General features: G+C 51.4%; 11 protein-coding genes. 10 read left to right on the forward strand and 1 reads right to left on the reverse strand.

The genetic code is table 11. The features are described 5' to 3' along the window. Window positions 1-2 precede the first annotated feature (2 nt). A complete protein-coding gene (locus C5S61_RS06355; RefSeq protein ID WP_110514222.1) occupies window positions 3-1,349 on the reverse strand; it encodes a nickel/cobalt transporter in 1,347 nt (448 codons plus the stop codon). A 93-nt stretch (window positions 1,350-1,442) separates the two neighbouring features. Between C5S61_RS06355 and C5S61_RS06360 the strand changes: the two genes are divergently transcribed. The 10 genes from C5S61_RS06360 (at window position 1,443) to C5S61_RS06410 (ending at window position 11,588) form a co-directional block, all read left to right on the forward strand. Next, the gene (locus C5S61_RS06360; RefSeq protein ID WP_110514223.1) at window positions 1,443-1,922 is read left to right on the forward strand and encodes a hypothetical protein; all 480 of its coding nucleotides are present in this window, start codon (window positions 1,443-1,445) and stop codon (window positions 1,920-1,922) included. Between the two features lie 382 nt (window positions 1,923-2,304). Then, a complete protein-coding gene (locus tag C5S61_RS06370) occupies window positions 2,305-3,279 on the forward strand; it encodes a dienelactone hydrolase family protein (protein WP_110514225.1) in 975 nt (324 codons plus the stop codon). 123 nt (window positions 3,280-3,402) lie between these two features. Then, on the forward strand, window positions 3,403-5,178 hold the full coding sequence (gene argS, locus C5S61_RS06375) for an arginine--tRNA ligase (RefSeq protein ID WP_110514226.1): 1,776 nt from the start codon (window positions 3,403-3,405) through the stop codon (window positions 5,176-5,178). Between the two features lie 384 nt (window positions 5,179-5,562). After that, on the forward strand, window positions 5,563-6,354 hold the full coding sequence (locus tag C5S61_RS06380; RefSeq protein ID WP_110514227.1) for a class I SAM-dependent methyltransferase: 792 nt from the start codon (window positions 5,563-5,565) through the stop codon (window positions 6,352-6,354). A 422-nt stretch (window positions 6,355-6,776) separates the two neighbouring features. Next, window positions 6,777-8,507 carry an arginine--tRNA ligase gene (argS, locus tag C5S61_RS06385; protein ID WP_110514228.1) on the forward strand — a complete coding sequence of 577 codons (1,731 nt, stop codon included), beginning with the start codon at window positions 6,777-6,779 and terminating at the stop codon, window positions 8,505-8,507. 150 nt (window positions 8,508-8,657) lie between these two features. Next, window positions 8,658-8,942 carry a hypothetical protein gene (locus tag C5S61_RS06390; RefSeq protein ID WP_110514229.1) on the forward strand — a complete coding sequence of 95 codons (285 nt, stop codon included), beginning with the start codon at window positions 8,658-8,660 and terminating at the stop codon, window positions 8,940-8,942. 43 nt (window positions 8,943-8,985) lie between these two features. Beyond that, complete coding sequence (locus C5S61_RS06395; RefSeq protein WP_110514230.1) at window positions 8,986-9,294, forward strand: hypothetical protein; 309 nt, start codon at window positions 8,986-8,988, stop codon at window positions 9,292-9,294. Between the two features lie 245 nt (window positions 9,295-9,539). Then, window positions 9,540-9,779, forward strand: coding sequence for a hypothetical protein (locus tag C5S61_RS26575; protein ID WP_124033393.1), 240 nt, complete (start codon window positions 9,540-9,542; stop codon window positions 9,777-9,779). 14 nt (window positions 9,780-9,793) lie between these two features. Beyond that, on the forward strand, window positions 9,794-10,153 hold the full coding sequence (locus tag C5S61_RS06405) for a hypothetical protein (protein ID WP_110514232.1): 360 nt from the start codon (window positions 9,794-9,796) through the stop codon (window positions 10,151-10,153). Window positions 10,154-10,217: 64 nt separating this feature from the next. Continuing rightward, window positions 10,218-11,588, forward strand: a complete 1,371-nt coding sequence (locus C5S61_RS06410) for a peptidase MA family metallohydrolase (RefSeq protein ID WP_110514233.1) — start codon at window positions 10,218-10,220, stop codon at window positions 11,586-11,588. The last annotated feature ends 517 nt before the right edge of the window (window positions 11,589-12,105 follow it).

Genomic DNA, 12,105 nt, shown 5'->3' on the forward strand with positions numbered 1-12,105 from the left:
ATTTAGAATGTTTGTAGCATAAGCCCAATCCCAAGCAATGTCACCACGCCAGCGCTGGCGATTGGTAGCCAACGTACCCAGCGCGCTTCTGGCTGGCTCAGCTTGATCAGCCGTGAGCCAAGCGTCACCAACACAATCCCAATCCCAATTAATACTGCTGCCAAGCCTGCACTAAAGGCAATAATCATCGCGAAGCCCAAGCCAATGCGGCCAAGCGTCGCCGCGACAATCATAATCACCAAGGCTTCGGGGCATGGCACTAAACCGCCCGAAATGCCCAAGCCCAACAATTTGCGGTTGCTCACATGGCTATGGCCTGCTGCGCCATCTGCATGGCTGTGAAAAAGTCCGCCATGGGCATGGCCTTGGTTGCCAGAACGCAGGGCTTGCACCCGCTCCCAGAGCATCCGCACTCCCAAGCCTGCGACTAAAACACCAGAGATCAAGGTGAGAATTGGCACAAAGCGTTCCGGTGTAACCCAGGCACTGAACAGCAACATCAAGCCACCAAGTGCAAAAACGCTGGCTGTATGCGTCAGCGTAACGATTGCCCCCAGCATTGTTGCTTGCCGAATTGTGCCGCGACTGCCGACCAAATAGGCAGCAACCAAGGTTTTGCCATGGCCAGGTTGCAAGGCATGGGCCGCCCCAAAGCCAAACGCTAGCCCAAGCGTCGCCGCAATCAAGCCAAACGAGTTATCGCCGGTTTGCAAACGCGCCACAAGGCTTGAGCTTGGTTGGGGTTGGGCTGCGCTTGGTTCGGTGCTTGGCAAGGCAATTGCGCCATCGCTGCGAAAGCTGCTTGGCCATTTAATTGGAAACTGGGCGCTGTGCAAATCCATGCTGCTGGCTTCTTGGGCGACAATCCCAGCCCGCCCCCGCGTTTTGCTCCAATCGACCACGCTAATATCGTGGTAATTGTTGGATTTGAGGGTGAGTTGATGCGCGCCGGGAGCAATTGAGCCGAGCGGCGCATGGACTGTCCAAGTCAGGTTCGTCGCATTCGAGCCAATAAAATCGGCTTTGTTAATTGGAAATTCGCTGATTTCGTAAAGGCTTAATTGCAGTGGCTGTTGATCAAAACCTAGCTCCAGTTTGCGATTAAATTCAGTACACCAGCGCTCAATTTCTGTTTGATCAAGCGTATGCGAGTTATCAGCGTCGAGCTGTTCCCACAAGCGTGGCGTAATTAATGGGCCAGCGATTAAGTGAACAGTCAGCACAATTTGGGTTGGCTGAACCTGCACCCGCATATCCTGAAAAAGCTGATCGAGGGCGTGGGCCTGAGCCGATTGTGGTTGGCTGGCAAGCAATACAAGCAGCCAGCATGCGCATAAACAACGTTTCATAAACCCATGATAACAAATTTAAGCAGGCTCATTTGAGCCATGGCATAGCCCTTGCCAACACGAAGCTTAGCTTTTACTACAAGGAGTTAAATCATGGCCCGCTATCGCGTTATGGGTATTTTGACAGATCGCACCGCGCTTGATGGTCTGATGGCCCAATTGCAACAAGCCCAAGTTAAGCCCGATGATATTGGGGTGTTGTATGCCTCAGAGCAAACTGTCGAAGCCGAAAAAGATCGTACTGATGTGGCTGCGGGAGCGGCTGCTGGTGTAACTGCTGGTAGCGTTGTTGGGGTTGTGGCTGGCTTAATGTCATTTGCAATTCCTGGCATCGGGCCAGCCTTGGGCGCGGGTATTCTTGGCTCGACCGTTGCAGGTGCAGCAGCTGGCGGCGTGCTTGGCGCGTTCAGCCAAATTGGCCTTGGCAACGATTTAGCTGCTTCATATGAGCAATCGCTGAAAGATGGCGAAACAATTTTGGCAATCGATAATGATAATGCCGACCAAGCAGGAGCCGTCGAAACGCTGCTGCGCGAACGCAATATCGAGCTTGTCAACACCTTCCAGATTTAAGATTCCCTCACCCCAAACCCCTCTCCCATCCGATGGGCGAGGGGCTTTTTCACCCAGATCGCTGGGAAACCAGCGTTGACTCCCGCTCGCCCGCGTTTTCGTGGGAGCGGGGGCTGGCTTACAAGGGTCGGTTTTAAGATCCCCTCACCCCAACCCCTCGCCCGTGCGCGGGCGAGGGGCTTTTTCACCCAGATCGCTGGGAAACCAGCGTTGACTCCCGCTCGCCCGCGTTTTCGTGGGAGCGGGGGCTGGAGGGTGAGGGAACCTCTAACCACTAAAATAGTAAATAAAATTAATAAATCCTCATCTTTGGAGCCATCCGTTTGAGCTAAAACAAGCGTAGACTGAGATATGGCAAGCATTTAGTGTATGAGGATGCCCGATGAATCATTTACAACAGTATTTGGTTGATGAGTTCGTCGAAGATTATCAGGAAGGGTTGCTGACGCGGCGACAGGCCTTGAAAAAGATCGCAGGCATTACTGGGCTGGTGGTAGCTACGCAATTATTGGCTGCCTGTGGCGATCCCGCCACGCCTGCCACTGCTACTAGCGCTCCAAACCCCACCGCTGCCCCAACCGCAACCAGCGCTACCGCACTTGAGGCCACCCCAACCACCGCTAGCGCTGCTGGCAGCGTGCCCAACAGCATTGCCGAAAATGATCCGGCTATCAAAGCGGCAATGGTCGAGTTTGCTGGCGGCGATAGCCAATTAATGGCCTATTTGGCGCAGCCAGTTGGTGCTGGCCCATTTCCGGTTGTGTTGGTCTGCCACGAAAACCGTGGGCTTACGCCGCATATTCAAGATGTAGCTCGACGTGTCGCGAAGGCTGGCTATGTTGGTTTGGCGCTCGATTTACTTTCGCGCGAAGGCGGCACGGCTAGCATTACTGATCCCGATAGCGTGCCCGGTTTGCTAAGCGGCGCGCCACCAGAGCGCCATGTAGCCGATTTCAAGGCAGGGGTCGACTATCTCAAAACCCAAGCAGTTGCCGATACCAGCAAGGTTGGCATGGTTGGTTTTTGCTTTGGCGGCGGGGTTACGTGGTTAGTCGCAGCAGGCATGCCCGAATTAAAAGCTGCCGTGCCATTCTACGGCCCACCAGTGCCAAGCAGCGAAATTCCCAAAATCAATGCGCCAGTCTTGGCAATTTATGCCGAAGACGATGATCGAATTACCAGCACTGTGGGCGACGTTGAAGCAGCAATGCAGCAGAATAATAAAGTCTATCGCAAAGAAATTTATCCCGGGGTCAATCACGCTTTTCATAATGATACAGGTCAGCGGTATAATGCAGAGGCTGCCCAAGCAGCGTGGGCTGAAACGTTGGCTTGGTTTAAGCAATATTTGGTCTAGTCGATAGCATCCAGCAGCTTTTTCTGCGCGCACTCATCGACGACGATGGGTGCTTTTTGATCGGCTAAAATAGGTCTTTTCGGCTATACTGCCGCTAGCAATTAACCAATTGGAGTTTTAAAAATGTATACCTTTGCTCGCTTCGAGCAAGCCATTCGCGAGGCCTTGCTTGCCACCAATTTAATTAACGCTGCCGATATTGATTTAGGCGCGCCCAAAGCTGCTGGCGTGCAGGCCGATTTAGCCTTGCCATGTTTCCGTTCTGCCAAAAGCCGTGGCAGCAATCCGGCCCAAGTTGCCCAAGAATTAGTCGCCGCGCTGCAATTTGCCCCCGATAGTTTGGTGGCTAGCGCAACGGTTTCTGGCCCGTATGTTAATTTTAATCTCAACCCCCAAGCCTTTGCCAAAGCCGTATTGGCCGATGTTAAGGCTGGCGGCGCAACCTATGGCAGCAGCACCAAAGGCAATCAACGCAAGGTGATTGTTGAATATTCGTCGCCCAACATCGCCAAGCGCATGCACGTTGGCCATATTCGCTCAACCATCATCGGCCAAGCAATTGCCAATCTCTACCAACGGCTTGGCTACGATGTGATTCGCGATAATCACTTGGGCGATTACGGCAAGCAATTCGGGGTCAATATTGCCGCGACGATTCGCTTTGGTAAGCCCGAAGGCGAAGGCGAAGCCGTCTTGGCCGCAATTGAAGAGCAATACAAACGCTACAATTTGCTGATGAAGGGTGCAAATCCCGATGATGCCGATTACGATCCCGATGCTGAGGTTGATTTAGACGATGAAGCCCGCGCATGGTCACTCAAATTAGAGCAGGGCGATCCCCAAGCATTTGAGCTGTGGCAATGGATGGTTGATTTAACCAAAACCGCCAATCAGCCCAATTATGATCGCTTGGGTGTGCAATTTGATGTGCAGCATGGCGAAAGTTTTTACAAAGATATGCTGGGCGAAATTATCAGCGATGCAGGCGAGAGCGAGCTTGCTGAGCGTGATGGCAAAGCAATTATTGTCAAAGATTTGCCTGACCATCGCGGCAAAAAATTACCAACCTTTTTGATTCAGCGCTCCGATGGTGGCACGCTCTACATTACCCGCGATATTGCCACAATCAAATATCGCGAGCAAACGTACAATCCCGATGCAATGATTTACATTGTGGGACAGCCCCAAGAATTGCACTTTCGCCAAACCTTTGCCATTAGCAAAGCCTTGGGCTACACCGATGCAGAGTTGATTCATATTTCGTTTGGCACGGTCTTTGATGCGCAGGGCCAGCCACTTTCAACCCGCAAGGGCAATATGATTTATCTCGAAACGTTGCTCGATGAAGCGCGCAATCGGGCTAAGGCACTGATTGAGCAAAAAATGAGTGAAGGCAAAACCCAACTTACCGCCGATTTGATCGATCAGGTTGCCGAGCAAGTTGGCGTTGGCGCGGTGATGTACAACGATTTGTACCAAGATACCAAGCGCAATATCACCGTCGATTGGGATCGGATGTTGGCATTTGAGGGCAATAGTTCGCCCTATTTGCAATATATGCATGCCCGCTGCTGCTCGATTTTGCGCGATTTTGGCGCATTGCCCGCCAACTACGATGGCAGCTTGCTGAGCCACCCTGCCGAAACTGGTTTGCTCAAAGAGTTGGCCCGTTTGCCGCAAATTATTGAAGAAGCGGCTGCGCGCTATGCGCCATTTGTGGTGGCCGATTGGCTATATGCCACAGCCCGCGCCTTCTCGGCTTTCTACGATGCATGTTCGGTGCTCAAAGCAGAAACGCCCGAATTGCGGGTTGCCCGTGGTCACATCGTGGCAGCTACGGCGCAAGCCTTACGCAACGGCCTAAGTTTGCTCTCAATCGCCGCCCCCGAACGCATGTAAAACGGGGCTATTGGCTGTAGGCTATGGGAGATTATTGGGAATTTCAATCAATATCCCGATAGCCCATAGCCTATCGCCATCATCCATATGTTCTCTGCGCCACTGCGTTAATGAAGTGAGCCACGAAGAGCACGAAGGCTATGTTTTTTGGCCACAGATTGTTGGGATTGGGCTATTGGCTCTAGGCTATGGGCTATCGAAAAAATCGTTGCTAGGCCAATGATTCGTCAGCCTACAGCCCATAGCCTAGAGCCATTGTGCTCTCTGCGCCGCTGCGTTAACAATCGGGCCAAAGGCAATGGGAGCTTGACCGAAATAGTCCATAACGTAGAACCTTCGTGCTCTTTGTGCTCTTCGTGGATCGATTTTCAAAGAGGGCTTTCAATGACTGATTCGAGCGTCGTTTGGGTCGATGAAGCTAGCCGTTATGATCAAGCGCGTCCGACAGCACCCTCTGTCCTTGTCGATCTTTTGACGCAGCTCAGCCATACGCCTCGACCAGCGTTGGTGGTCGATTTGGGCTGTGGTACTGGCCGCTCAACGATAATCTGGGCTGAACATGCCGATCAGGTTATCGGGATCGAGCCGAGTGCTGATATGCGCAATGTGGCTATCAGCACGCTCGAAGCAGATTCGCGCATCCGCTATCAGGCTGGAGTTGCCAATCAAACAGGGTTGGATGCTAGCACTGTCGATATTGTTACCTGTGCCCAAGCCTTACATTGGATGGAACCAAGCTCAACCTTGGCCGAAATTGCGCGCATTCTGCGGCCCGGCGGTGTGTTTGCTGCCTACGATTATCATTGGCCTCCAACCATTCATTGGGAGCTTGATCAAGTTTTTCAGGCGGTTGACCAGCGTTTTGAGCACTTAATTCAGAGCCGCGCCACCCCAACAGCCCATCCAGGCTGGGATAAGCAACATCGGCAGCGTATGCAGGCAAGTGGCCTCTTTCAACATACGCTGGAACTGACGCTGCATCATTGCGAATATGGCGATGCGCAACGCTTTATCGACCTGATTCTGAGCAGTGGCTACAATTATCATCTTAAAAATGGCACCCTAACAGAGCAAGAGCTTGGCTTTGATCAGCTTAAACAAGCGGCCCATGATCTGATTGGCACACAGCCAATTGCCTGGTATTTCAGTTATCAAGTGTGCATTGGCATTCGCTAAATAGGCTAAAACTACGAAGAATTTATCCACGAAGCGCACGAAGGGCACGAAGAATAGATTTTTTTCGCCACGAATTGCACGAATTCCACGAATAAGTATCTTTTGGCCACAGATGGCCACAGATGCTTAGGATTGGGCTATCGGCTTTTGGCTATGGGCTTTCGATTTTTGCCTTCTGTCTTTTGCCCTTACTTCATCCCTCATCCTTCATCCCTCATCCTTTTCTATATGGCTTTTGATTTTTGACTTTTGACTTTTGATTTTTGCCCTTACTTCATCCTTCATCCTTCATCCTTCATCCTTCATCCTTATCTATAAATCCGCCTTTTGCCCGACCAATTTGGGACTTACGAATTGCTGACATTATGTTAGGATATAGAGTCGATACGACCAAAATTTGCTAGCCTGATTTGGAGCCTGAGATGGACACTTTTGCTCGTTTTGAGCAAGCCATTCGTGATGCATTGCTTGACACCACGTTAATAACTGCCGATTTGATCGATTTAGTCGCTCCCAAAGCCACGGGCGTGCAGGCTGATTTGGCCTTGCCATGTTTTCGGGCTGCCAAAATGCGCGGAAGTAATCCAGCCCAATTTGCTCAGACGCTAGCAAATGCGCTTAAGTTTACCCATGAAAGCCTCGTATTAAAAGCCACGGCCTTGGGTGCATATGTCAACTTTTCGCTCAACCCAATAACCTTTGCCCAATCGGTGCTGCACGATATTGGCCAAGGAAAAGCCGCCTATGGCCGCAGCAATCGTGGCCAACAACAAGCAGTCGTGGTCGATTATTCGTCGCCAAACATTGCCAAACGCATGCGCGTCGACCATATTCGTTCGACCATGATTGGCCAAGCGATTGTTAATATCTATCGTTCGCTGGGCTACCAGGTGATTCGGATGAACCACTGGGGCGATTATGACCCGCAATTAGGTATTTCGCTGGCTGCAATGCAGCATTTTCAGCATCGCAATGGCAATGGCGAAAGTATGTTGGCCTCGTTGGAGCAACAAGCTCAGCAATATCAAGCAGATGATCAAGTGCACGATTTGGCCCAAGCTTGGGCCAGCAAATTGGCCAGCGGCGAGCCACAAGCAATCACATTATTGCAACAATTGGTTGATTTGAGTTTGAGCGCCAACCAAGCCAATTATCGGCGCTTGGGCGTGGCCTTCGATGTGCAGCATTGCGAAAGTTTCTATGCTCGCGAAGCCCAAGTTGTGATCAAAGAAGCCTTGCACTACCAGATTGCTCAGCTCGATAGCCATGTGGCAATCGTCAAAGATTTGCTCGATGAACAAGGCAAGGCCTTGCCAACCTTGTTGCTCAATCGCTCCGATGGCAGCACGCTCTACATTACCCGCGATATTGCGGCAATCAAATATCGCGAAGCGCTGTATCAACCAAGCAAAATTATTTATGTGGTCAAACAAGCGCAAGAATTGCATTTTCGCCAAGCCTTCACCATCAGCAAAACCTTGGGCTACACCAAGGCCGATTTGGCTCACGTGGCTTGTGGCATGATTTTGGGGCCGGAAGGTCGCGCGAATCCTCACCCACGCTTTAGCACCACGATTTACTTGGAGCCATTGTTGGATGAAGCCTGTGCGCGGGCCAAAACCTTGCTCAAACAAAAAGCGATCGAAGCCAAAACTTCATTTACCAGCGAATGGCTCAACGAGGTTGCTGAACAAGTTGGGGTTGGCGCGGTCATTTATCACAATTTGCAGCACGACCCTGCTCACGATGTGGTAGTGGATTGGGATCGCATGTTGGCGTTTGATGGCAATAGCGCCGCCTACATTCAATATATGCATGCCCGCTGCTGCTCGATTTTGCGCGATTTCGGGCGTTTGCCACAAAATTACAATGGCCGCGAGTTAACCCACCCAGCCGAGCAAGCCTTGTTGAAAGAGCTAGCGCGCTTGCCCCAAGTAATTGTGGATGCTGCTGAGCGCTATGCGCCGTCTGTGGTGGCCGATTGGCTGTATGCCACCGCCAAAGCCTTTGCAATTTTCTATGATGCATGCCCGGTTTTGAAGGCCGAAACCTTGGCCTTGCGCGCTGCCCGTGGCCAATTGGTTGCCGCCACTGCTCAAGCCTTGCGCAACGGTTTGGGTTTGCTCTCGATTGCCGCTCCTGAACGCATGTAAGTTCCCCATAATTGGCAATGGTCAGGTTCACCACTTGGCCATTGCTGCTGCCTCAAAGTTTCAGTCTTAGCGCTCACACTCCGTTTGCAACGTTTACGCCAAACCCGCGTACATAACCACGAGAGCCACACCAACAAAGGAGTGTGATTCATGGTCAAAGTTCTGTTACTTGGATTGGTACTTTGTGCCGTTGTGCTGATCGTCGGCTTGGTCATTGTGGCCTTGGTTGCCAAAAAGTTTGTCCATACCCGCAATCTCAAAGGCCTATATAACCAATTTGCCTATCGCTTCAAAGGCTCGAAGCATTCCTACCGATCAAACGATCACTATTATCAATCCCACGATTACAACCACTATCGTCCAAAACATAAGAAAAAGCATTACTATGGCCGTCGCCACGATCACGATGATGATTACGATGATGACGACGATTAGAAATTAGCTAATAATTTTTAAAGCTTCGTGAGAGGAGCATGCTATGAATTTTTCAGTTCGCATGGATAGTTTTTGCTGCTGTATCCCTTTCTTGGTGCTGATTGTCTTTTGGATTTTCTTTGCACTTAGAAAACGCTCTGGCTCTAATGGCCATTCATCGATTGGCAGCAACACAGGCTATTGGGGCGGTAGCTATGGTCATAGTGCTAGCAATGATTCCGATAGTTATTGGGGTTCTAGCTCCAGCAGCGATTCAAACTGGAGTTCCGATAGTTATAGCGGCGATTCGGGCGGCTCATGGGGCGACTCTGGCGGCTCCTCGGATAGCGGTGGCGGCGATTCAAGCGATTAGTTCATGGCTTTTGATAGGGCTAAAATAAAGGAGAAGTTATGGAGCTTTCAGCTATCGGCACGTTTATACCAATATTTATCATTGGATTTGCGATTTTGGCTATTATAACAACCTTTATCAAGATCTTAAGAGGGGATAGTTCGCAATATCGCTCAAATGGGCAACGTCGCCATTTGCATCACCATAACTCATCGTTTCACCATCACAACCACAATCATTCCGACCATTCGCATACAGGCGTTGATATGGCAACGGGCATGTATATCGCCCAATCGATGGATTCCAACAATAATTCTGGTTGGTCGAACGACAGTTCAGCTAGCTTTGATAGTGGTTCGTGGTCGAATAACGATTCGGGCAGTTCTGCGAGCTTTGATAGTGGCTCATCATCGAGCGGCGATTCTGGTGGCTCGTGGTCGAGCGATTCAAGCAGCAGTTCATCTAGTTCCGATAGTTACAGCGGCGATTCAAGCGGCTCGTGGTAAAAGGAATAATTGTGATGCTGCAAAAACTTGCTCCGCATAAACCAACCGTCATCGTTTGGCTTAGCTCATTACCCTTGATTATTGGGCAACTGCTTTTGCCGTTTGGCATGCTGAATCTGCTTTTGGCAATTGTGACGGTGCCAAGCTTGCTCTTGTCGAGTTATGCGCTCTGGATCATCTTTTTTCGCCCGCGTTCATTGCAAGCTCGCTTGGAGCCGCGACGCGCGCACGACCCGACAATTGCGCGCAAAAAGCCGCGTTGGCGCTACAACACCTATCAAGATCCAGCTGTTCAGTTACCAAACGTCTTGCACAATTCGATTGATCCAGATTTCTTCGATCTTGATTTGTTCGATACAAGCAGTGCTGATTGATGCGGTTTGTGGTAAAGCCAAGTTGAGCCATGGTACAATTGGCGCATAGGAAAGGGATCTACCGATGCGCCGATTGTTGTGTTTACTCTTAATCCTGCTGGTTTGGCCACGACCTGCGCTTGCCCAAACCGATCCTCCTCAATGGCTTGAACGCAAAACCACCTATATTTCAATTTTGTATCCTCAAGGCAGCGAAGCCGAGGCCGAGCGCTACGCTGGCTATAGCGATCCGATTTACGAGGAAGTGACGGCGGTAATTGGCTATCGGCCTGCGCCACCACTGACCCTGCGCATTTACCCCACCAAAGAACTCTATCAACAGGTCAATCCGGCGGCGCGCTACCTCGAAGGCATCGTGGCTCATGCTCACACTGGGCGGCGCGAAATTAGCATTGCAGTGCAACAAACCATTGGCATGAGCGATGAAGAATTGCGCAACAATGTGCGCCATGAATTGATGCATATTATTGCCGCTGAGCTTTCCGATGGCCGTTTAAGCACCATGTGGCAAGAAGGCATTGCCCAATATGTTGAAGTGCCAACCAGCCAAAGTGGCTACAAAATTGCTTTGCTCAAACAAGCGCTCGAAAATAACCAATTAGCTCCTTGGCGATCGTTGGATAGCGCAGGCGCGGTCTACGATAACCCGGCCTTGGGCTATCCCCAAAGTTGGTCGATGGTTTCGTTTTTGATTCAGCGCTATGGCATGGCGCGCTTTTTGGCTTTTTTAGAGGCGTTGCGCACCGCCAGCGGCTATCGTTCAGCGCTCAGCCAAGCCTATAGCCTCAGTGCCGAAAGCCTCGAAAGCGAATGGCTAGCCCAGTTGCCAACGTGGATCGATGGTGGCTGGAAACAGGCTCCGAGTGTGGCCTTTGATCAAGCAAGTATTGAAACGGCGATCGCTGCTGGCCAGTATAGCGAAGCCTTGGCTGCGGCCGAAACTGCCCTGACCATCAAGGATGATCCAGCGATTGCGGCCTTGCGCGAGCAGGCCCGCAAAGGTATGCAAGCTGAAGATGCAGCTGCCGCCGCCCGTGTGGCACTGTTGGAAGGCCGCTATGCTGAAGCCAAAACGTCAATCGAGCAAGCCTTGCCGCTATTTGCCGATTTGGCCCAAATTGAGCGTCAAAAAGTGCTCAACGATTATTTGCAACGCGCAGAACAAGGCTTAAAAGCGCAACAGTTGCTTGAAACCGCCCGCCGCGATTTGAACGGCATTCGGATTGTTGCCGCCCGCAAGAATATTGAGCAGGCTGCCAATTTATTTAGCCAACTTGGCGATAGCAATGGCCGCAGCCAAGCAGAAGCATTGCTTAAATCGCTCAATCTGCGGCTAAAAATTGTTGGCATTGGGCTGATTGTTTTGGTTGGGCTGGGTTTGGCGTGGAATATTGATCGCCGCAGAGCAATGCGAAAACGAATGTTGCCGTTGTAGGAATAATAAATACCATGATTTGGCTCCCTTTCGTGTCGCATCCATGCGGTTCAAAGGTTGGGTTTTAAGATCCCCTCACCCCAACCCCTCGCCCGTGCGCGGGCGAGGGGCTTTAATACGCTGGTTCTACCGCAATGTATTGGGAAAATGGGTGCTCCCCCTCGCCCGCATTTTCGTGGGAGAGGGGGTTGGCTTTCGGGGGTAGGTTTTAAGATCCCCTCACCCCAACCCCGCTCCCGTGCGCGGGCGAGGGGCTTTAATATGCTGGTTCTATCGCAATGTATTGGGAAAACGGGTGCTCCCCCTCGCCCGCGTTGATTGGGAGAGGGGGTTGGCTTTCGGGGGTAGGTTTTAAGATCCCCGCACCCCAACCCCTCGCCCATGCGCGGGCGAGGGGCTTTAATATGCTGGTTCTATCGCAATGTATTGGGAAAACGGGTGCTCCCCCTCGCCCGCGTTTTGGTGGGAGAGGGGGTCGGGGGGTGAGGGAACGCTCCATGCCACCATCAATCGCTCA

Source organism: Herpetosiphon llansteffanensis (genome assembly GCF_003205875.1).
Lineage (GTDB): Bacteria > Chloroflexota > Chloroflexia > Chloroflexales > Herpetosiphonaceae > Herpetosiphon > Herpetosiphon llansteffanensis.

What these genes read in the sequence shown, in the direction of transcription:
- argS (WP_110514228.1), top strand. Translation starts at nt 6,777, where the DNA reads ATGGACACTTTTGCTCGTTTTGAGCAAGCCATTCGTGATGCATTGCTT.
- C5S61_RS06370 (WP_110514225.1), top strand. Translation starts at nt 2,305, where the DNA reads ATGAATCATTTACAACAGTATTTGGTTGATGAGTTCGTCGAAGATTAT.
- C5S61_RS06390 (WP_110514229.1), top strand. Translation starts at nt 8,658, where the DNA reads ATGGTCAAAGTTCTGTTACTTGGATTGGTACTTTGTGCCGTTGTGCTG.
- argS (WP_110514226.1), top strand. Translation starts at nt 3,403, where the DNA reads ATGTATACCTTTGCTCGCTTCGAGCAAGCCATTCGCGAGGCCTTGCTT.
- C5S61_RS06355 (WP_110514222.1), bottom strand. Translation starts at nt 1,349, where the DNA reads ATGAAACGTTGTTTATGCGCATGCTGGCTGCTTGTATTGCTTGCCAGC.
- C5S61_RS06380 (WP_110514227.1), top strand. Translation starts at nt 5,563, where the DNA reads ATGACTGATTCGAGCGTCGTTTGGGTCGATGAAGCTAGCCGTTATGAT.
- C5S61_RS06405 (WP_110514232.1), top strand. Translation starts at nt 9,794, where the DNA reads ATGCTGCAAAAACTTGCTCCGCATAAACCAACCGTCATCGTTTGGCTT.
- C5S61_RS26575 (WP_124033393.1), top strand. Translation starts at nt 9,540, where the DNA reads ATGGCAACGGGCATGTATATCGCCCAATCGATGGATTCCAACAATAAT.
- C5S61_RS06410 (WP_110514233.1), top strand. Translation starts at nt 10,218, where the DNA reads ATGCGCCGATTGTTGTGTTTACTCTTAATCCTGCTGGTTTGGCCACGA.
- C5S61_RS06395 (WP_110514230.1), top strand. Translation starts at nt 8,986, where the DNA reads ATGAATTTTTCAGTTCGCATGGATAGTTTTTGCTGCTGTATCCCTTTC.
- C5S61_RS06360 (WP_110514223.1), top strand. Translation starts at nt 1,443, where the DNA reads ATGGCCCGCTATCGCGTTATGGGTATTTTGACAGATCGCACCGCGCTT.